19 protein-coding genes are annotated in these 19,116 nt (G+C 71.7%); 14 read left to right on the forward strand and 5 right to left on the reverse strand.

Annotated features, from left to right (window positions below; genetic code table 11):
• Window positions 1-80 precede the first annotated feature (80 nt).
• The 3 genes from glgA to BM342_RS11080 all read left to right on the forward strand — a co-directional run bounded on the left by glgA (window position 81) and on the right by BM342_RS11080 (window position 2,496).
• A complete protein-coding gene (gene glgA / locus BM342_RS11070) occupies window positions 81-1,268 on the forward strand; it encodes a glycogen synthase (protein WP_092965671.1) in 1,188 nt (395 codons plus the stop codon).
• Window positions 1,269-1,331: 63 nt separating this feature from the next.
• A complete protein-coding gene (locus BM342_RS11075; protein WP_092966813.1) occupies window positions 1,332-2,120 on the forward strand; it encodes an ABC transporter ATP-binding protein in 789 nt (262 codons plus the stop codon).
• Window positions 2,121-2,247: 127 nt separating this feature from the next.
• Complete coding sequence (locus BM342_RS11080; protein WP_055857778.1) at window positions 2,248-2,496, forward strand: type B 50S ribosomal protein L31; 249 nt, start codon at window positions 2,248-2,250, stop codon at window positions 2,494-2,496.
• A gap of 86 nt (window positions 2,497-2,582) precedes the next feature.
• On the opposite strand, the gene BM342_RS11085 is transcribed toward BM342_RS11080, so the two are convergent.
• Complete coding sequence (locus BM342_RS11085; protein ID WP_092965672.1) at window positions 2,583-3,284, reverse strand: exonuclease domain-containing protein; 702 nt, start codon at window positions 3,282-3,284, stop codon at window positions 2,583-2,585.
• Between the two features lie 165 nt (window positions 3,285-3,449).
• Here BM342_RS11085 and BM342_RS11090 point away from each other — a divergent pair, with 165 nt between their 5' ends.
• Window positions 3,450-4,358, forward strand: a complete 909-nt coding sequence (locus BM342_RS11090; protein ID WP_092965673.1) for an alpha/beta fold hydrolase — start codon at window positions 3,450-3,452, stop codon at window positions 4,356-4,358.
• Complete coding sequence (locus tag BM342_RS11095) at window positions 4,355-5,455, forward strand: glycosyltransferase family 4 protein (protein WP_092965674.1); 1,101 nt, start codon at window positions 4,355-4,357, stop codon at window positions 5,453-5,455. The genes BM342_RS11090 and BM342_RS11095 overlap by 4 nt, the downstream gene beginning before the upstream one ends.
• A gap of 14 nt (window positions 5,456-5,469) precedes the next feature.
• On the opposite strand, the gene BM342_RS11100 is transcribed toward BM342_RS11095, so the two are convergent.
• Together BM342_RS11100 and BM342_RS11105 are read right to left on the reverse strand one after the other, a co-directional pair.
• Window positions 5,470-6,078 (reverse strand): histidine phosphatase family protein, encoded by a 609-nt coding sequence (locus tag BM342_RS11100; RefSeq protein ID WP_092965675.1) that lies wholly within the window; start codon window positions 6,076-6,078, stop codon window positions 5,470-5,472.
• Window positions 6,079-6,174: 96 nt separating this feature from the next.
• Window positions 6,175-7,020: a Sir2 family NAD-dependent protein deacetylase gene (locus BM342_RS11105; RefSeq protein ID WP_255368687.1), complete on the reverse strand. Its 846-nt coding sequence runs from the start codon at window positions 7,018-7,020 to the stop codon at window positions 6,175-6,177.
• A 79-nt stretch (window positions 7,021-7,099) separates the two neighbouring features.
• Between BM342_RS11105 and BM342_RS11110 the strand changes: the two genes are divergently transcribed.
• Both BM342_RS11110 and BM342_RS11115 read left to right on the forward strand, forming a co-directional pair.
• Complete coding sequence (locus BM342_RS11110; RefSeq protein WP_092965678.1) at window positions 7,100-7,921, forward strand: TrmH family RNA methyltransferase; 822 nt, start codon at window positions 7,100-7,102, stop codon at window positions 7,919-7,921.
• A complete protein-coding gene (locus BM342_RS11115; protein ID WP_092965680.1) occupies window positions 7,914-9,194 on the forward strand; it encodes a D-alanyl-D-alanine carboxypeptidase family protein in 1,281 nt (426 codons plus the stop codon). The genes BM342_RS11110 and BM342_RS11115 overlap by 8 nt, the downstream gene beginning before the upstream one ends.
• Here BM342_RS11115 and BM342_RS11120 read toward each other — a convergent pair.
• Window positions 9,176-9,961 (reverse strand): SGNH/GDSL hydrolase family protein, encoded by a 786-nt coding sequence (locus tag BM342_RS11120; RefSeq protein ID WP_092966815.1) that lies wholly within the window; start codon window positions 9,959-9,961, stop codon window positions 9,176-9,178. The genes BM342_RS11115 and BM342_RS11120 overlap by 19 nt on opposite strands.
• Window positions 9,962-10,076: 115 nt before the next feature.
• On the opposite strand from BM342_RS11120, the gene BM342_RS11125 reads away from it, so the two are divergent.
• The 7 genes from BM342_RS11125 (at window position 10,077) to BM342_RS11155 (ending at window position 18,214) form a co-directional block, all read left to right on the forward strand.
• Window positions 10,077-10,790 carry a winged helix-turn-helix transcriptional regulator gene (locus BM342_RS11125; RefSeq protein ID WP_092965682.1) on the forward strand — a complete coding sequence of 238 codons (714 nt, stop codon included), beginning with the start codon at window positions 10,077-10,079 and terminating at the stop codon, window positions 10,788-10,790.
• A complete protein-coding gene (locus tag BM342_RS11130) occupies window positions 10,790-12,235 on the forward strand; it encodes an MFS transporter (protein ID WP_177232137.1) in 1,446 nt (481 codons plus the stop codon). Before BM342_RS11125 ends, BM342_RS11130 begins: the two co-directional genes overlap by 1 nt.
• Window positions 12,236-12,281: 46 nt before the next feature.
• A complete protein-coding gene (locus tag BM342_RS11135) occupies window positions 12,282-14,081 on the forward strand; it encodes a DEAD/DEAH box helicase (RefSeq protein ID WP_255368690.1) in 1,800 nt (599 codons plus the stop codon).
• 54 nt (window positions 14,082-14,135) lie between these two features.
• On the forward strand, window positions 14,136-15,515 hold the full coding sequence (locus BM342_RS11140) for an MFS transporter (RefSeq protein ID WP_092965688.1): 1,380 nt from the start codon (window positions 14,136-14,138) through the stop codon (window positions 15,513-15,515).
• A gap of 127 nt (window positions 15,516-15,642) precedes the next feature.
• Window positions 15,643-16,119 (forward strand): Lrp/AsnC family transcriptional regulator, encoded by a 477-nt coding sequence (locus tag BM342_RS11145; protein WP_092965690.1) that lies wholly within the window; start codon window positions 15,643-15,645, stop codon window positions 16,117-16,119.
• 240 nt (window positions 16,120-16,359) lie between these two features.
• The gene (locus BM342_RS11150) at window positions 16,360-17,454 is read left to right on the forward strand and encodes a VIT1/CCC1 transporter family protein (protein ID WP_092965692.1); all 1,095 of its coding nucleotides are present in this window, start codon (window positions 16,360-16,362) and stop codon (window positions 17,452-17,454) included.
• Window positions 17,455-17,461: 7 nt separating this feature from the next.
• Window positions 17,462-18,214, forward strand: a complete 753-nt coding sequence (locus BM342_RS11155; protein WP_092965694.1) for an SDR family oxidoreductase — start codon at window positions 17,462-17,464, stop codon at window positions 18,212-18,214.
• Window positions 18,215-18,243: 29 nt separating this feature from the next.
• Here the strand turns inward: BM342_RS11155 and BM342_RS11160 are convergent, their stop codons facing one another.
• The gene (locus BM342_RS11160) at window positions 18,244-19,116 is read right to left on the reverse strand and encodes a DUF3097 domain-containing protein (RefSeq protein WP_092965696.1); all 873 of its coding nucleotides are present in this window, start codon (window positions 19,114-19,116) and stop codon (window positions 18,244-18,246) included.

A 19,116-nucleotide genomic window follows, 5' to 3' on the forward strand; every position in this document is an offset into this window, starting at 1 on the left:
CCCAAGCGTAGTCAGGCGCAGGGCCCTCGCGGGCGCGGAAGTCGACGCATGTCGGATGCCGCTGCGCTAGCGTGTGCTGCATGCGCGTCGACCTGCTCACCCGTGAATACCCGCCCGAGATCTATGGTGGCGCGGGGGTGCACGTCGCCGAACTGGTGCGCGCGCTGCGGCACGACATCGAGGTCGTCGTCCGCGCGTTCGGGGGTCCCCGCGACGAGCCCGGCACGCACGGCTACGCGACCCCCGAAGACTTCGAGGGGCGCAACGCGGCCGTCGGCACCATGGGCGTCGACCTCCTCATGGCCGCGGATGCCGAGGGCGCCGACCTCGTGCACTCGCACACCTGGTACGCGAACTTCGCCGGCTTCACCGCCAAGCGCCTGCACGGCATCCCGCACGTCGTCACGGCGCACAGCCTCGAGCCGCTGCGGCCTTGGAAGGCGGAGCAGCTCGGCGGCGGCTACCGACTGTCGTCGTGGGTCGAGCGAACGGCGTTCGAAGACGCCGACGCGGTGATCGCCGTGAGCGAGGGCATGCGCCGCGACATCCTGCGCGCCTATCCGGCGATCGACCCTGCGAAGGTCGAGGTCGTCTACAACGGCATCGACCTCGACGACTGGAAGCCGAACCCCGACGCCGGACTGGCGAGGAGCCTCGGCGTCGACCCCGATCGCCCGTCGATCATCTTCGTCGGCCGCATCACGAGGCAGAAGGGCCTGCCCTACCTGCTGCGCGCGGCGAGACTGCTGCCGCCCGAGGTGCAGCTCGTGCTCTGCGCGGGGGCGCCGGACACCGAAGAGATCATGGCCGAGGTCAGGGGACTGGTCGAAGAGCTCCGCGCCGAACGCGACGGCGTCGTCTGGATCGACCGCCACCTGCCCCGGCCCGAGCTCACCGCGCTGCTCACCGCCGCGACCGCGTTCGTGTGCCCGTCGATCTACGAGCCGCTCGGCATCGTCAACCTCGAGGCCATGGCGTGCGGTGCGCCCGTCGTCGGCACGGCGACCGGCGGCATCCCCGAGGTCGTCGACGACGGCGTCACGGGCGTGCTCGTGCCGATCGACCAGGCCGACGACGGCACCGGGACCCCGACGGACCCCGAGCGGTACGTCGCCGATCTCGCCGCGGCGCTCATCGCGGTCGTGTCGGATCCCGCGCGCGCCGCCGAGATGGGCGCGGCCGGACGCATCCGTGCTCAGGAGCACTTCGCGTGGGACGCGATCGCCGCACGCACGCGCGAGGTCTACGACCGGGTGCTCGCGCGCTGAGCACGGGCCTTCGCCGAGGGCACGTGCGCTTCGAGGGTCCGAGCGCCCGATAGCATGGTCGACATGGCGAGTACGGTGCTGCAGTTCCGGGATGTCTCGGTCGTTCGCGACGGGAATCCCATCCTCGATTCGGTGACCTGGAGCGTCGGATCCGACGAACGCTGGGTCGTGCTCGGACCGAACGGCGCCGGCAAGACCACGCTCCTGCAGATCGCCGCAGCGGCGATGCACCCGACCAGCGGCGAGGCGTCCGTGCTCGAGGAGCAGCTCGGCAAGGCCGACGTCTTCGAGCTCCGCCCGATGATCGGCTTCGCCTCGACGGCGATGGCCCGCAAGATCCCGCGCAACGAGACCGTCATCGACTCGGTGCTCACGGCCGCGTACTCGGTCACCGGCCGCTGGAACGAGGAGTACGAGGAGATCGACGTCCGTCGTGCGCAGCGCGTGCTCTCCGAGTGGGGCCTCGAGGGCTTCGCCGACCGCCGATTCGGCAGCCTCTCCGACGGTGAGCAGAAGCGCGTGCAGATCGCCCGGTCGGTCATGACCGACCCCGAGCTGCTGCTGCTCGACGAGCCGGCCGCGAGCCTCGACCTCGGTGCCCGCGAGGAGCTCGTCGGCCTGCTCGGCGGCTACGCGTCGTCGTCGGCCTCGCCCGCCATCGTCATGGTCACGCACCACGTCGAGGAGATCCCGAACGGGTTCACGCACGCGCTCCTGCTCGCCAAGGGCAAGGTCGTCGCGGCGGGTCCGCTCGCCGAGGCGCTGACGGGCGAGACGCTCACGAACGCGTTCGGCATCCCGATCGAGCTCAGCGAGGCCAACGGCCGGTACACGGCGCGCGCCACCGCCTGACCGGCAACCGCTCTCGTTTCTGCTAGAATCGATAGCTGGCCCCCGGGCCATTCATGCTTTCCTGCCGTGCTGCACACGTCGCCGGCGGGATTCTGTAGAAATCCATCCGATCAGCAAGGAAGTCTCCATGAAGACCGACATCCACCCCGAGTACGCCGCCGTCGTCTTCCGCGACCTCGCTTCGGGCGCCACCTTCCTCACCCGTTCGACGGTTTCCAGCGACAAGACCATCGAGCTCGACGGCGAGACCTACCCGGTCATCGACGTCGAGATCTCGTCGGAGTCGCACCCGTTCTACACGGGCAAGCAGCGCATCATGGACTCGGCCGGCCGCGTCGAGAAGTTCAACCAGCGCTTCAAGAACTTCGGCAAGTAAGTTCCGCAAGGAACCCTGCCGCACGAAGGGGCGGTCGACTCATGTCGACCGCCCCTTCGTCATGCCCGGTGCGCGCGGGTGGCGCGTCAGCGGACGGGCCAGGCGCCCGACGTCGTGAACTCGGGCTCGCCGTTCTGACGGCGCCACGCCTGGTAGCTCTCGGCCTGCTCGCGGCTCCAGTCGACTTGGCGCGAATGCAGGTCGGCGACGGCGACCGCCGCCAGCTCTGGGAAGGTGCGTGCGATCGCCTGGGCGACCCGGCCCGCCGCGACGGCATCGGCGCCGGCGTCGTGCGCATCGTCGAGCCGCACGCCGTAGTGCTCGCAGGTCGCCGTGAGCGTGCGCTTGCCGCGACGGTACTTGTCGACGGCCTTGTCGATGACGAGCGGGTCGATGACGGCGTCGGGACCTGGAAGCCCGACGAGCGCATACCGCTCGGCCTCGCGGGCGAGCACCGTCAGGTCGTAGGCGGCGTTGTACGCGACGATGGGCAGGCCGCGAGCCGCGGCATCCGCCAGGGCGGCGATGATCTCGGCGACGGCCGTGGGCGCGGCCGCGCCTTCGAGGCGGGCGCGCTCGGTCGACACCCCGTGGATGAGCGTGGCCGCCGTCGGGATCTCGACGCCCGGGTCGACGATCCACTGGCGGCGCTCGAGCTCGCGACCGTCGGCGCCGATGACGCCGACGTGCGCGGTCACGATGCGGCACGTGTCGACGTCGATGCCCGTCGTCTCGAGGTCGAAGACGGCGAGGGTGTCGGCCCAGCTGGCGGCGTTCGCGGAATCCATGCTCGAAGGCTACGGTCGCGCACCGACATCGACGGGGGAGCGCGACGCGTGTCCCGCCGATCGCCCGGTGATCCGAGCCGCGGGGGACGGCGACGCGGTCGGCGCGCTCGACCGCCTGTGGACAGCGGCGAGCTCCCGGGAGCGGCGCCGTAGACTGTCGAGGTCATGATCCCCTCCCCGTACGCCGAGCAACTCGCGCGCATCCCCGTCCGCGAGCACCGGCTCGACGTCGAAGGCACTGCCACGTCCTGGTGGGAGTACGGCCCCGCCGATGCTCCCGTGATCGTGCTCGTGCACGGGTTCCGCGGCGACCACCACGGCCTCGAGCCCGTCGTCGCGCAACTGCCGGGCTTCCGCATCGTCTCGCCCGACCTTCCGGGCTTCGGCGCATCCGACACGTTCGCGACCGGCGAGCACGACCTCGACGCGTACGCAGCCTGGCTCGGTGCCTTCATCCGCACCGTCGGCATCGACGGCCCCTACACGCTACTGGGCCACTCGTTCGGCTCGATCGTGGCCTCGGCCGCGGTCGCCCGCGGTCTCGCGCCCGAGCGCCTGATCCTCGTCAACCCCATCGGGGCACCGGCGCTCGAGGGCCCCCGCGGCGTCATGACGAAGCTCGCGGTGCTCTACTACCGCGCGGCCGCAGCACTGCCCGAGCGCCCGGGCTTCGCCCTGCTGCGCAACGGCGCGATCGTGCGCGTCATGAGCGTCACCATGGCCAAGACGAAGTCGAAGCCCCTCCGCCGGTGGATCCACGATCAGCACGACACCTACTTCTCGGCGTTCGGCACTCGCGATTCCGTGCTCGAGGGGTTCACGACCTCGGTGAGCCACGACGTCAGCGAGGTCGCCGCCGACATCCGCGTTCCCACGCTGCTCGTCGCGGCCGAACGCGACGACGTCACCCCGCTCGCCGCGCAGCGCCGCCTCGTCACGCTCTTCCCAGACGCCCGACTCGAGGTGATCCCCGACGTCGGCCACCTGATCCACTACGAGACGCCGCAGGCGGCCGCCGCGATGATCCTCGACTTCCTCGGCTCCGACCATCTCGACTCCGAGGCTCGCGCGTGAAGATCGTCGTCGACTGCCGCTACACCCGCATCGGGCGACACGACGGCATCAGCCGCTTCACCGCGGGCATCGTCACGGAGCTCGCCAAGCGGCATCCGCTCACCATGCTCGTGAACGACCACCGACAGCTCGAGATGCTGCCCGACCTGCCGTGGCAGCTCGTGAGCTCGCCGACGAGCATCCGCGAGCCGCTCGTCGCACTGCAGGTGCGACGGTTGCGCCCCGACATCGTCTTCTCGCCCATGCAGACCATGGGCTCGTGGGGTCGCGACTACAAGCTGCTGCTCACGCTGCACGACCTCATCTACTACGAGAACCCCACCCCGCCGCGCGACCTGCCGCTTCCGGTGCGCGTGCTCTGGCGGCTCTACCACCTCGCGTGGTGGCCGCAGCGCCTGCTGCTCAACCGCGCCGACGCCGTGGTCACGGTCTCCGAGACGACCGCGGGGCTCATCCGCGAACACGAACTCACCGACCGCCCGGTGACCGTCGTGCCGAATGCCGCCGACGACCTCGCCGTGCCCGACCTGCCGCGCGTCAGGCCGACCGGCCACCGGCTCGTCTACATGGGCTCCTACATGCCCTACAAGAACGTCGACACGCTCGTTCGGGCGGTCGGCGCGCTGCCCGAGCACGAACTGCACCTGCTGAGCAAGATCGGCCGCGACGAGCGCACCAGGCTCACGCGGCTCGCCCCGCAGGCCCGGCTCGTCTTCCACAACGGCGTGACGGATGCCGAGTACGCCGAACTGCTGGGCGGCGCGACCGCGCTCGTGCACGCATCACGGGCCGAGGGCTTCGGCATCCCGCTCGTCGAGGCCATGCGACTCGGAACCCCAGTGGTCGTGAGCGACATCCCGATCTTCCGCGAGATCGGTGGTGACGCGGCCATGTACTTCGACGCCGACTCGCCGCAGTCGCTGGTCGCGGCGCTCTGGGCGCTCGAACGCGGCGACGAGTGGGAGCGGCGATCGGCGGCATCCGTCGACGTGGCCGCGAAGTACACCTGGGCGGCCTCGGCCGAACGACTGCTCGATCTCATGCGCCGCACCGCGACGCCCGGCTCGCGCAGACGGCGCTCCCGCCGGCGTCGCTGAACCTGGTCTGGCGCTCAGCCCTCGGTGCCGGACACCGCACCGGGCATGACCAGGGTGAGCTCGGCACCGTCGACCACGACGTCGTGCACCGAGCCGTTGCCGATCACGTAGTCGGCCGTCGGCAGGGTCCAACCGCTGAGGTCGAGCATGAGCGCGTGGATCACGCCGCCGTGCGTCACGACGATCACGTCGTCGCCCGGGTGCGCGGCCGCGATCTCGACGAGCGCCTCACGTGCGCGGCTGATCACGGCCGATCGCGGCTCGAGGCCGTCGATGGTCGCCGCCTGCGCCTCGACCGCGGCGCGGCCCCCGTGGTCGAGTCCCTCGAGCACGCCGTAGCTGCGCTCCGCGAGCTCGGCGACCTCGACGGGGTCGGGCAGCCCGAGCTCGGCGGCGATGATCTCGGCGGTCTCGACCGCCCTCGAGAGCGTGCTGGAGTAGACGGCCCGCCACTCGACCTCGTCGAGCGACATCGCGGCGGCGACGGCCTGCGCACGGCCGGCGTCGTTCAATGGGATGTCGGTCGCGCCCTGGATGCGGCGCGCCACGTTCCAGTCCGTCTCGCCGTGACGCACGAGCGCGAGTCGGGTCGACGCGGTGCGGGGGAGTGCGGCGTTCGTCATCCTCACACTCTGGCAGATGACGACGAGCCATGACGCCGATCGGCGCGCACGCGACGGCCCTGTCGGTGCGCGCCGGCGCGTCTGCCCGTCGGCTTCTCAGCCGATGAGCGCTGAGGCGAACGCGGTCAACGTCTCGCTCGTGCCTGCGTCGACCTTGACGGCTGCGCGGCTGTCGCCCTTCGTGATGCCGCGGTTCACGACGACGATCGGCATGCGCCGCCGCCGTGCGAGCTCGATGAGCCGCATGCCGGAGTTCACCACGAGCGAGGAGCCCGCGACGAGCAGCACGTCGGACCCGCGCACGATCGAAGCCGCAGCCTCGAACACCTCGACGGGCACGAACTCGCCGAAGAACACGACGTCGGGCTTCAGGATGCCGCCGCACACCGTGCACTCTGGGATGACCAGCGACGCGGCGTCGTCGACCTCGACGTCGCCGTCGGGGTTCGTGCGGATCGCCCCCTCGACCTCGAGATCGGGATTGAGCGCGGCGAGCCGGTCGGCGATGGCCTCGCGGGCGAACTGCTGCCCGCAGGTCAGGCAGAGCACCCGGTCCATGCCTCCGTGCAGTTCGACGACCCGTCGGCTGCCGGCCTTGCGGTGCAGGCCGTCGACGTTCTGGGTGATGAGCCCGTTCACGATGCCCGCGGACTCCAGGGCCGCGAGCGCCCGATGGCCGTCGTTCGGCCGAGCCGCGCCGAAGGCCCGCCAACCGAGGTGACTGCCGGCCCAGTACCGCTTGCGGGCGCCCTCGGAAGCCAGGAACGCCTGGAAGGTCATCGGGGTACGCACGGGTGCGCCCTCGCCGCGATAGTCGGGGATGCCCGAGTCGGTGCTGAGCCCGGCGCCCGTGAGCACCGCCAGACGCGCTCCGCGCAGCACCTCGATGGCTCGGTCGATGGCCGCGTCGCCGCGCACGGGGATTTCGAGGTCGGATGTCACCGGTTCTCCCTTCGAATCGTCTGATTCTATTCGCGTCGGTTTTCGGGATTGTTTCGGCGACTGGCAGTCTGGGAGGACCATGCACATCGAACGAGTCCGCGACGCGGCATCCGACGCCGTCGCCGACTATGCGAGCCTGACGGATGTCACGCTGCGCAGCGCGCACGAGCCCGCGAACGGCCTGTACATCGCCGAGTCCGCGAAGGTCATCACGCGAGCGATCCGGGCCGGTCACCGTCCGCGTTCGGTGCTCATGGAGGAGAAGTGGCTCGCCGGCCTCGAAGCCGAGCTCGCGCCGTTCGACGTGCCGGTGCATCTGGCCGACGCCGATCAGCTCGAGGCGATCACGGGCTACCGCGTGCACCGGGGCGCCCTGGCCGCGTTCGAACGGCCCGAGTTGCCCGACCCCGCCGAACTGCTCGCGGGCGCACGACGCGTCGTCGTGCTCGAGGACATCGTCGACCACACCAACGTCGGGGCGATCTTCCGCTCGGTCGCGGCGCTCGGCGCCGATGCGGTGCTGGTGAGCCCCCGTTGCGCCGACCCGCTCTACCGACGGAGCGTGCGCGTGAGCATGGGCACGGTCTTCCAGGTGCCGTGGACCCGGCTTCCCGAGTGGGGCGAGGCGGTCGACCTGCTGCACGGCGCGGGCTTCACGATCGCGGCCCTCGCCCTCGCCGACCGCTCGATCCCGCTCCAGCGGCTCGCGGCCGAGGCGCCCGAACGGCTCGCGCTCGTCTTCGGCGCCGAGGGCGACGGCCTCAGCCGCACGGCCCTCGAAGCTGCCGACGAAGTCGTGCGCATCCCGATGGCGCACGGTGTCGACTCGCTGAACGTCGCCGCCGCGGCAGCCGTGGTGCTCTACGCACTGCCCGCGCACCCCCGGGGCGAGCATGACTGAGACCGAGGCGAAGCAGCGCCCGAGCGCGCGGGTGTACCGCAGGCGGCGCATCGTCGTCTTCACGACCCTAGCCGTGCTCCTCGGCCTGCTCACCACGGCGGGCGTCTACACCTCGAACGCCCTCGGCGCGCCGATCCCGGCCGCTTCGCCGCTGGTCGACGACCCCGAACCGGTCGCCGCAGCCGCCCAGCAACTCGTGCTGCCGGGATTCGGCGCCTACGCGGTCGGAGCGGTCGGCTTCGACGGGCTGCTCGCCGCGGGCAACGACCAGACGCCCATGGCGCTCGCGAGCATCACCAAGGTGATCACCGCGCTCACGATCCTCGGCGAGCATCCGATCCCCGAGGGTGAGAACGGGCCGGACATCGAATACACCGACGCCGACGTCGACATCTACTGGGATATGATCGCCCAGAACGGCTCGGTCGCCCCGGTCGAGGCGGGCGCGACGCTGACGCTGAAGGAGAGCCTCGAGGCCCTGCTCATCCCGTCGGGCAACAACTACGGCGTCTCGCTCTCGAACTGGGCGTTCGGCTCCGAGGCGGCACTGGCCGAGCAGGCGAATGCGTGGCTCGCCGAGCATGGGCTGGCGAACACCCACGTCGTCGACTCGAGCGGCATCTCGGACGACAACGTCGGCACCGCCGCCGACATGGTGCGGCTCGGCGAGATCGCCCTCGAAGACCCGACGATCGCCGCCATCGTCGCCTCGAAGAGCGTCGACATCCCCGAGCTCGGCACGCTGACGAACTCGAACAAGCTGCTCGGCACGCACGGCGTCGACGGCATGAAGACCGGCACGACGGATGACGCGGCGAACCTGCTCTTCACGGCCGACTACGCCGTCGGGGCGTCGACGGTCACCGTGGTCGGCGTGCTGCTCGGCGGCGAGAGCCACGCGGTCATCGACGACGCGATCGCCGCGATGCTCGACTCCATCGCCCCCGGATTCCACGAGGTCGCCCCGCTCGCGGCGAACCAGGTGCTCGCCGAGTACGACACGCCGTGGGGCGAGACCGCACGCGCACGCGCCGCGAACGGGGCCACGCTCGTCGTCTGGAACGACACGCCCGTCGATGTCGAGGTGCACTCCGAACCGATCACGCTGGCCGATCGCGGCGACGAGGTCGGCACGGCGATCGTGCGCGCCGGATCCCAGGAGATCACGGTGCCGCTCGTGCTCGACGCGACGCTCACCGACCCCGGAGCCTGGTGGCGGCTCACGAACCCCGGGGCGCTCGACGAGCAGTCGGCTCAGTCCGAGACCGAGTAGGGACCGGCATCCGGTCGCTTGGCCGTGATGAAGTCGCCGGAGGACTGGTGCCGCACCCGGCGGAGCACCCACGGCACGAGGTACTCGCGTGCCCACGACAGGTCTTCGACGCGCGCCTGGCGCCACGTCGAGTCGGGCACGGGTTCGGGGCTCGACGGTTCGAGCGAGTTCTCGACGTTGAGCGCCTCGAGCACCATGCGCGCCACGGTGTGGTGGCCGAGCGAGTTCAGGTGCAGGCGGTCGGGCGCCCACATGCGCTGGTCCTGGATCTCGGTGAGGGCCCACTGGTCGGCGACGATGCAGTCGTATTTCTTCGCGACGATGCGCAGGTTCTCGTTGTAGATCGCGACCTTGCCGCGGAGGCTCCGGAACACGGGGGAGAAGCCGACATCCACCCCCGTGAAGATCACGATCGTGGCGTGATCGCGCGAGAGCCGGTCGATCGCGTACTCGAACCGTGCGGCGATCTCGTCGGGGTCGGTGCCGGGGCGGATGACGTCGTTGCCGCCCGCCGAGATGGTGATGAGGTCGGGTCGCAGCGCGAGGGCCGGCTCGAGCTGCTCGTCGATGATCTGGCGGATGAGCTTGCCGCGCACGGCGAGGTTCGCGTAGGCGAAGTCCTCGGTGCCCTGGCTCAGGACCTCGGCCACGCGGTCGGCCCAGCCGCGGTTGCCGCCCGGAACGCCGGGCTCGGGGTCGCCGATGCCCTCGGTGAACGAGTCGCCGATCGCGACGTACCTGGACCAGGGGTGCTGCTGCGTGACCATGTCCTCCATTCTGCCAACCCGTCGAGCACCTCGTGGGGCGCCGGTGGCGAGATCGATGCGGACGAATGGCACTCTTTCTTTGCAAGTGGTCACTTGTTCTTCAAGACTCACGGGTATGCGAACCTACTCGGACTCGTGCGGCGTCGCCCGGGCGATGGACCTCGTCGGCGAGCGCTGGGCCCTGCTCGTCGTGCGCGAACTGCTCCTCGGCCCGAAGCGGTACGCCGACCTCGCGACCGCGCTGCCCGGCATCAGCACCAACGTGCTGGGCGCCCGACTGGCCGAGCTCGGCGACAGCGGAGTGATCCGGAAGCGGCGCCTGCCGCCCCCGACGCCGGTCGACGTGTACGAGCTGACACCCTGGGGTGCGGAACTCCGGGAGGTCGTGCTCGGCTTGGGCAGGTGGGGCGCCCGCACGCCGATCGATCCGTCACGACCGCTCAGTCCGGCGTCGTTCGCGCTCTCGCTCCTGACGAACTTCGACCCCGCGTCGGCGGAAGGGGTCGTGGCTCGATTCGCCGTGACCGTCGGCGGCGAGCGGTTCGTCGGCGCCATCGCCGACCGTACGCTGAGCGTCGAACGCGACCACGATGCCGAGGTCGACCTCGAACTCGGCGCCGGCACGGGCGTCGGTGCCGGCGCCTCGCTCGCGCCCGTGTTCTACCTCGGCCGACCCGTGGACGATGCCCGACGGGAGGGCGTGCTGACCGTGCACGGTCGACGCGAGCTGCTGCCGCGGATCATCGGATGCTTCCCGCTGCCCGAGCCCGTCCACCCGCACGCCGATCGCACGCCCGACCCGACCGTGGGCGCCGCGGGCGCGGGCTGATGTCCGATCCTCGAGGGACCGTCGGGGTGCGGCGCCCGCTCGCGCTCGCGCTCCTGTGCGCCGCGTTCTTCCTCGGGGTGCTCGACTCGACGAGCCTGTTCGCCGCGCTTCCCCGGATCGGCGACGATCTCGGCCTCGACCCGGCCGCCCTCGTCTGGGTCGTGACCGTCTCCGGGGTCGTCGTCGCCGGGTTCATGCTCCCGTTCGGCCGCATGGCCGACGTGTTCGGTCGCCGGCGGACGTTCATCGCCGCCGTCGCCGTGTTCGGACTCGCGTCCCTCGTCTGCGGCCTCGCGACGACCGGGGGAGTCCTCATCGCCGCCCGGGCGGTCATGGGGCTCGGAGCCGCCGCCCTGACCCCGGCCGCCCTCGCACTGCTCCTCGTGATGTACCCGGAGGGGCCGGAGCGCAACCGTGCGCTGGGCATCTGGGGCGGCCTCGGGGGGCTCGGCGCGACCGTCGGACTGCTGCTCGGAGGACTCGTCACGGCTACCGCGGGCTGGCCGTGGGTGTTCCTCGTGAACGTTCCCGTCTGCGCCGCGGTCGTCGTGCTCGCGCCGCGGCTGCTGGCCGAGTCGCGCCGCGGCGAGCGCCGCCCGTTCGACCTGCCGGGCGGGCTCCTCGTGTCGGCGACGCTCGTGCTCCTGACGGCCGGCCTGCTCGAGCTCTCGCGGGCGGGATGGGCCGCGCAGACCTGGGCGCTGCTCGTCGGCGCGTCGGCCTTCGCCGCCGTGCTGGGCGTCGTCGAGCGGCGGAGCGACGACCCGATCCTGCCCGCACGGCTGCTGCGCGCACGCGGGGTGGTGATCGGCAACGTCGTCGTGCTCACGGGCGGCATCGCGGTCGACGGCCTGCTCGCGCTCACGACCGTGTACCTGCAGCGGACGCTCGGTCTCTCGGCGATGGTCTTCGGCCTCGCTCTCGCGGCGATGACCGTGAGCTCGATCGTGGCGGTAGCCGTCGGCCAGTCGCTGGTGTCCCGCGCGGGTCCACGGCCCGTCGCGGTCGTCGGCCTCGCGATGCTGGGCGTCTCGTGCGCATCGTTCACCCTGCTGCCGGCCGACGGGTCGGCCCTGCCGTTGCTGGTCGGCGGACTGCTCGTCTTCGGCACCGGCATGGGCGGTGCGTTCGTGGCCGGGCAGATCGCCGCCGTCACGGGCGTGCATGACGACGATGCCGGTGCCGCCTCTGGGCTCGAGGAGACGTCGTTCACGATCGGCGGCACACTCGGGATCGCGATCGTGACCTCGGTCGCGGTCGCCTTCTCGACCGGTGCCGCGGCAGCGATCGGCCGAGGCTCGGGCGACGCCTCCACCGGGCAGCTCGCCGGCCTGCATGCCGCGTTCGCCGTGCTCGCGGCCATCGCGTTCATCGGCGCGGCCGCGGCACTCGCGTATCCGGGTCGGGCGGCCCTCGGCGCGCGGCAGTCGGGCACCGTCGACTGAACCTCGGTTTCGAAGATGTCGGGGGGCTCGACTACCCTCGAATCCAGTGAGCACAGCGACCCCTTCCGGTGCCCAGCCGGGTACCTCGGCCGCCGAGCACCTCTCCCCGTCCTTCCCCGAACGCGCGGCGTGGGGCACTGCGAGCAAGCTCCGCGCCTGGCAGGCCGAGGCCCTCGAGCAGTACCTCGCCGACCTGCCCCGCGACTTCCTCGCAGCCGCGACACCGGGCGCAGGCAAGACCACCTTCGCCCTGCGCCTCGCGGCCGAGCTGCGCTCCCGGCGCATCATCGACCGCATCACGGTCGTGGCCCCGACCGACCACCTGAAACGGCAGTGGGCCGACGCCGCGGCGCGCGCCGGCATCCGACTCGACCCGGGGTTCCGCAACGCGCACGGCAGCATCGCGCGGCACTTCCATGGCGTCGCGGTGACGTACGCGCAGGTCGCGATGCGGCCCGCACTGCACCGCGAGCTCACAGTCTCCGGCCGCACGCTCGTCATCCTCGACGAGGTGCACCACGGCGGCGACGCGCTGTCATGGGGCGACGCGATCCGCGAGGCCTTCGATCCCGCGACCAAGCGCCTCTCGCTCACGGGAACCCCGTTCCGCTCGGACACCGCGCCGATCCCGTTCGTGCAGTACGAGCAGGACGCGCACGGCGTGCGCCTCTCGCAGACGGACTACGCCTACGGCTACGGCCGGGCCCTCGCCGACGGCGTCGTGCGTCCGGTGCTGTTCATGGTCTACGCGGGCCACATGCGCTGGCGCACGAAGGCCGGCGACGAGATGGAGGCGAGGCTCGGCGAGGACAACACCAAGGACATCACCTCGTCGGCCTGGCGCACGGCACTCGAACCCACGGGCGAGTGGATCCCCGCGGTGCTCGCCGCGGCCGATCGGCGCCTCACCGAGGTGCGACACGGCATCCCCGACGCGGGCGGACTCGTCATCGCGACCGACCAGACCGTCGCGCGCGCCTACGCGAAGATCCTCGAGGACATCTGCGGCGAACCGGTCACGGTCGTGCTCTCCGACGAGAAGGAGGCGAGCGCGCGCATCGAGGAGTTCTCGGGCAACACCCGTCGGTGGATGGTCGCCGTGCGCATGGTGTCCGAGGGCGTCGACGTGCCGCGCCTCGCCGTGGGCGTCTACGCCACGAGCAGTTCGACCCCGCTCTTCTTCGCACAGGCGATCGGGCGTTTCGTGCGTGCTCGCCGGCGCGGTGAGACGGCATCCGTGTTCCTGCCGAACGTGCCGATCCTCATGGCGCTCGCCTCGCAGATGGAGCTCGAGCGCGATCACGCCCTCGACCGGCGGGGCGGCGACGACGCCGATGACGACGGGCTCGACGACAGCCTGCTCGAATCGGCGAACCGCGAGGAGCGCGCCTCCGAAGAACTCGAGCTCGGCACCTGGCAGGCCATCGAGTCGGATGCCTCGTTCGACCGCGTGCTCTACGACGGCACCGAGTTCGGCACGCTCGCCGAGCCCGGCAGCGACGAGGAGTTCGACTTCATCGGCATCCCCGGCCTGCTCGAGCCCGAACAGGTCTCCGAGCTGCTCCGCCACCGCCAGGCGCGGCAGTCGCGGCGTGCCGGAGAGCGGCGCAAGCAGGTCACCGAAGAGGAGAACCCCGAGCCGGTCGCGCTCTACCGCACCCTGAAGGAGCAGCGGGCGCTGCTGAACAGCCTCGTCGGGCTCTGGGCGCGCCACACCGGTGAGGCGCACTCGCTCGTGCATGCCGAACTCAGGCGCGTGTGCGGCGGCCCCGCGGTCGCGCAGGCGACCGTGACGCAGCTGCAGGCGCGCATCGAACTGCTGCGTCGGCGCCTCGGGCGCAACTGAGCCCTCGCGGCGCCGCGCGAGCGCGAACCGCCCTCGATCTGCCAGCATGGCGGCATGGACCGCACCACGCGCGTGCTCACGGTCGCGATCATCGTCTCGTTCATCGCGTTCCTCGACGGCGCCGTCATCAATGTCGCACTGCCGTCGATCGCCGAGGACCTCGACGGCGGTCTCGCCCTGCAGCAGTGGGCGGTCGACGCGTACCTCCTGACCCTCGGCTCGTTGATCCTCCTCGCGGGCTCGCTCTCGGACTCGTTCGGACGGCTGCGCATCATCCGCATCGGACTGTGGGGCTTCGCCGTCACGTCGGTGCTGTGCGCGATCGCGCCCACGGGCGAGTTCCTCATCGTCTCGCGCGCGCTGCAGGGGGCGGCGGGGGCCCTGCTCGTGCCGAGCTCGCTCGCCCTGATCATCGCGACGTTCGCGCCGGCCGCCCAGGGCCATGCGATCGGTCGCTGGACGGCCTGGACGACCGCCGCATTCCTCGTGGGCCCGCTGCTCGGCGGCGTGCTCGTCGACCTCGCATCTTGGCGACTCGTGTTCTGGATCAACGTGCTGCCGATCGCGGTGGCCCTCGTGCTCATGCATCCGCTCGGCCGCGACGAGCCCCGCACCGAACGCGTCCGCATCGACTGGCTGGGTGCGGCACTCGGCGTGATCGGCCTCGCAGGCACGGTGTTCGCACTCATCGAGCAGTCGCGCTACGGGTGGGCGTCGCCCGTGGTGGCCGTGCCGCTCGTCGTCGGACTCGTCTCGCTCGTGCTGTTCGTGCTGCAGGAGCGTCGCTCGCGGCATCCGATGCTCCCGCTCGGGCTCTTCGGCCGACGCAACTTCGCCGCGGGCAACCTGGCCACCGTGTTCATCTACGCCTCGTTCACGCTCGGCCCGTTCGCGATGACGATCTTCCTGCAGGAGTCGGGCGGACTCAGCGCGACCATGGCCGGTCTGGCGACCCTCCCGCCGACGATCATGCTCGTGCTGCTGGGCTCGAGGTTCGGCGATCTCTCGGGGCGGCTCGGCCCGCGCCTCTTCATGACCGCGGGACCGATCATCGTCGGCGCGGGATACCTGCTGACGCTCGCGGTGCAGGACGCGTTCGTCTACTGGTGGCAGTTCCTGCCCGGAATCCTCGTGATCGGGCTCGGCATGGCGATGACCGTGGCACCCCTGACGGCCGCGATCCTCGGCGCCGTCGATCCGGTGCACGCCGGCATCGGCTCGGCCGTGAACAACGCCGTCGCACGTATCGCCGGGCTCGTGGCCGTGGCGAGCATCGGCGTCGTGGCGGGGTCGCAGCTCGACGTCGCGGGGTACCGTCGCACGGCCCTCGCGGTCGCCGTGTCGCTCGTGATCGGCGGGCTGGTGTCCTGGTTCGGCATCCGAAATCCGCACGTCGAGCCGGTGACGGATGCCCCGCCCGCGACGCGCGTGTAGACGGAGGCGCCCGCTGCGAGCGCCCGTCGCGCCGTCATCTGGCGGGCCGCGCGCGCACGGCCTCGTATGATTCGGGGACGGGCCGCTCGGCGAGAGGTCCGGCAACCCGACCCTTGGAGGCACCCCCATGGCCGAGAAGCCCGAACTCGATCGCGTCGACCGAGCCCTGCTGCAGGCGCTCTCGACGAACGCCCGCGCCTCCGGTGCCGCACTCGCGTCCGAGGTCGGGGTCGCCGAGTCCACGGTCTCGCTGCGCCTGCGCCGACTGCAGAGCCTCGGCACCGTGCGGGGATACCGCGTCGAGGTCGATCTCGCCTCGCTCGGCGTCTCACTGCAGGCGCTGATCGCGATCCGACTCGTCAAGCACGACCGCTCGGAGATCGACGCGTTCCGCCAGCAGGTGCCGCACCTGCCCGGCGTGCTGTCGGTGTACCACATGGCCGGTGCCGAGGACTACCTGCTGCATGTCGCCGCGCGCGATGCCGAAGAGCTGCGCGAGTTCGTGCTCGCGCACCTGACGGGCCATCCCGCCGTCGCCCACACCGAGACCAACCTCATCTTCGAGCACGTCGACGGCGACGGATGGAACAAGCTCGTCGGCTGAGTCCCCTCGCCGTTCGGTTGCCGGCGGCATCCGCCGTTCGGTTGCGGCGGCATCCGCCGTTCGGTTGCGGCGGCATCCGCCGTTCGGCGCTCCGAAATGCTGTCAATCCCGCGGAATCACGCCGATCGCGCCGGACCGACCGATAGCGTGAACGTCGGCCGCGACCGCGGCCGCGCGATGGCGCGGGACCCGGCGGCCTCCACCCCGCCCGCGCGCCCGTGACGACGGAGGAGAGCACCCATGACCGACGAGCCGATCAAGGGCACTTCCGCGGATCGCACGCGATGGCGCCGCTACCTCGCCGCCGAGCGCGCCGAGGCCGCCGTCTACCGAGAGCTCGCCGCCCGCCGCGAGGGCGAGGAACGCGAGATCCTGCTGGCCCTCGCCGCCGCCGAGGGCAGGCACGAGGCGCACTGGCTCGAGCTGCTGGGCGGCGACGACGGCGGCGTGCCCCGCGCCGACCTGCGCACCCGCATGCTCGCCTCACTGGCGCGACGGTTCGGCTCGATCTTCGTGCTCGCGCTCGCGCAGCGCGCGGAGGCCCGCTCCCCGTACGCGACCGACCCGGACGCCACGGCCGCGATGGCCGCCGACGAGCGCATCCACGGCGAGGTCGTGCGCGGGCTCGCGGCGCGAGGCCGACGCCGCCTGGCCGGCACGTTCCGCGCCGCGGTGTTCGGCGCGAACGACGGGCTCGTCTCGAACCTCGCGCTCGTGCTCGGCATCGGCGCGACGGGCGTTGCCCCGGGCGTCGTGCTCTTCACGGGCATCGCGGGCCTGCTCGCTGGCGCCCTCTCGATGGGCGCGGGCGAGTACGTGTCGGTGCGTTCGCAGCGCGAGCTGCTCGAGGCATCCGCCCCCGACCCGACCGCCCGCGAAGCCCTGCCGCACCTCGACGTCGACGCGAACGAGCTCGCCCTCGTCTACCGGGCCCGCGGCATGGAGCCCCAGGAGGCCGTCGAGCACGCCGCGCTCGTCGTGGCGCGTGTGCACGCGGCCGAAGAGGCGCACGCACCCACCGATGCGCTCTCGGTCGTCGATCACGACGACGAGGCGGTCGGCACCGGGCTCGCCGCCGCGCTGTCGAGCTTCTGCTTCTTCGCCTCCGGCGCGTTGATCCCCGTGCTGCCGTACCTCTTCGGCATGACCGGGCTGGCCGCGATCGCCACGGCGACGGTGCTCGTCAGCATCGCGCTGCTCGCGACGGGTGCGATCGTGGGCCTGCTGTCGGGCGCTTCGCCGCTGAAGCGGGCGCTGCGGCAGCTCGCGATCGGCCTCGGCGCCGCGGCCGTCACCTACGTGCTGGGCCTCGCGTTCGGCACCAGCCTCGCCTAGGAGCAGCATGACCAGACCTGTCGCACTCATCACCGGAGCGGGCCGACGCAACACGATCGCCTGGGCGATCGCGACGGGCCTCGCGAGCGACGGCTGGGACGTCGCGTTCAGCCACCTCGGCGACTACGACCGACGGATGCCGCTCGGCGGCGACCCCGATCGCGACCCCGCCGCGCTCGAGCGGGAGCTCCGCGCCCTCGGCGCACGGGCGATCGGGCTCGACGCGGACCTCGCGGACCCCGAGGTCCCGGCACGGCTCGTCGCCGCGGCATCCGAGGCCCTCGGGCCCGTGAGCGCGCTCGTGCTCTCGCACGCGCAGAGCGTCGACTCCGGCGTGCTCGACACCTCGCTCGAGAGCTTCGACCGCCACTTCGCCGTGAACACCCGCGGATCGTGGCTGCTCGTGAAGGCGTTCGCCGAGCAGGTGCCGGCCGAGGGAGGCCGCATCGTCGCGCTCACGAGCGACCACGTGGTCGGCAACGTGCCGTACGGCGCGTCGAAGGGAGCCCTCGATCGCATCATCACGGCGTCGGCCCGCGAGCTCGCGCACCTCGGCATCACCGCGAACCTCGTGAATCCGGGTCCGGTCGATACGGGATGGATGGATGGCCCGACCCGCGCCGCGATCACCGCGCAGCAGCCGACCGGCCGGCTCGGCACGCCAGACGACGTGGCCCGGCTCGTGCGGTGGCTCGTCTCGGACGAGGGGCGATGGGTGTCGGGGCAGCTCGTGCACAGCGACGGCGGGTACTCGGTCTAGACCCGCCGTCGCTCAGGCGAGCGGATGCCTCAGGCGGGCGCCGTGACGAAGTCGATGAGCTCCTCGACGCGGGCGAGCAGGGCCGGCTCGAGGTCGCCGTAGCCGCGCACCTGGCCGAGGATGCGCTGCCAGGCCCGTGCGATATCGGCCTGCTCGGCGTGCGGCCAGCCGAACGCCTCGCAGATGCCGTGCTTCCACTCGGTGCCGCGGGGGATGACCGGCCAGGCCTCGCGGCCCACCCGCGCGGGCTTCACGGCCTGCCAGACGTCGATGTACGGGTGGCCGACGACGAGCACGTTCGCGCCGTGGGGGCCGCGCATGACGGCGTCGGCGATGCGCTGCTCCTTCGAGCCGGGTACGAGGTGGTCGACGAGGATGCCTGCGCGACGCCCGGGCCCTGGCCGGAACTCGTCGAGGTGCTCGGCGAGCACGTCGACGCCCTCGAGGTATTCGACGACGACGCCCTCGACGCGGAGGTCGGCGCCCCACACCTTCTCGACGAGCTCGGCGTCGTGCCGCCCCTCGACGAAGATGCGGCTCGGCAGCGCGACCCTGGCCTTGGCCTGCGCCGGGTCGACGGCGAACGAGCCCGACGCGGTGCGCAGCCGACCGGCCGGGGCCTTGGGCTTGGGGCGCACGAGCTGCACGGCCTCGCCGTCGACGAGGAACCCGTGCCCGAGTGGGAACAGGCGGGTCTTGCCGAGGCGGTCCTCGAGCGTCACGTGCTGCGCGTTCACCGCGACGACCGCGCCGCAGAATCCGTCGGACGCGAGCTCGACGACGAGGTCGCGCTCGGCTTCGACGGTCGGGATGACCTTGCGGCCACGTGCCCGCCAGTCGCCGGCGAGCACGTCGTCGCCGTAGCGGTCGGGTCCGTTGGAGGTGTGGGTCGGGTTCGGCAC

Origin of the sequence: Agromyces sp. CF514 (assembly GCF_900113185.1) — a bacterium.
Taxonomy (GTDB): Bacteria; Actinomycetota; Actinomycetes; order Actinomycetales; family Microbacteriaceae; genus Agromyces.

Excerpts from the sequence above, each read along its gene's own strand:
- glgA (WP_092965671.1), top strand. The coding sequence starts at position 81 with ATGCGCGTCGACCTGCTCACCCGTGAATACCCGCCCGAGATCTATGGT.
- BM342_RS11085 (WP_092965672.1), bottom strand. The coding sequence starts at position 3,284 with ATGGATTCCGCGAACGCCGCCAGCTGGGCCGACACCCTCGCCGTCTTC.
- BM342_RS11130 (WP_177232137.1), top strand. The coding sequence starts at position 10,790 with ATGTCCGATCCTCGAGGGACCGTCGGGGTGCGGCGCCCGCTCGCGCTC.
- BM342_RS11080 (WP_055857778.1), top strand. The coding sequence starts at position 2,248 with ATGAAGACCGACATCCACCCCGAGTACGCCGCCGTCGTCTTCCGCGAC.
- BM342_RS11090 (WP_092965673.1), top strand. The coding sequence starts at position 3,450 with ATGATCCCCTCCCCGTACGCCGAGCAACTCGCGCGCATCCCCGTCCGC.
- BM342_RS11120 (WP_092966815.1), bottom strand. The coding sequence starts at position 9,961 with ATGGTCACGCAGCAGCACCCCTGGTCCAGGTACGTCGCGATCGGCGAC.
- BM342_RS11155 (WP_092965694.1), top strand. The coding sequence starts at position 17,462 with ATGACCAGACCTGTCGCACTCATCACCGGAGCGGGCCGACGCAACACG.
- BM342_RS11100 (WP_092965675.1), bottom strand. The coding sequence starts at position 6,078 with ATGACGAACGCCGCACTCCCCCGCACCGCGTCGACCCGACTCGCGCTC.
- BM342_RS11145 (WP_092965690.1), top strand. The coding sequence starts at position 15,643 with ATGGCCGAGAAGCCCGAACTCGATCGCGTCGACCGAGCCCTGCTGCAG.
- BM342_RS11110 (WP_092965678.1), top strand. The coding sequence starts at position 7,100 with ATGCACATCGAACGAGTCCGCGACGCGGCATCCGACGCCGTCGCCGAC.
- BM342_RS11115 (WP_092965680.1), top strand. The coding sequence starts at position 7,914 with ATGACTGAGACCGAGGCGAAGCAGCGCCCGAGCGCGCGGGTGTACCGC.
- BM342_RS11125 (WP_092965682.1), top strand. The coding sequence starts at position 10,077 with ATGCGAACCTACTCGGACTCGTGCGGCGTCGCCCGGGCGATGGACCTC.
- BM342_RS11150 (WP_092965692.1), top strand. The coding sequence starts at position 16,360 with ATGACCGACGAGCCGATCAAGGGCACTTCCGCGGATCGCACGCGATGG.
- BM342_RS11140 (WP_092965688.1), top strand. The coding sequence starts at position 14,136 with ATGGACCGCACCACGCGCGTGCTCACGGTCGCGATCATCGTCTCGTTC.
- BM342_RS11075 (WP_092966813.1), top strand. The coding sequence starts at position 1,332 with ATGGCGAGTACGGTGCTGCAGTTCCGGGATGTCTCGGTCGTTCGCGAC.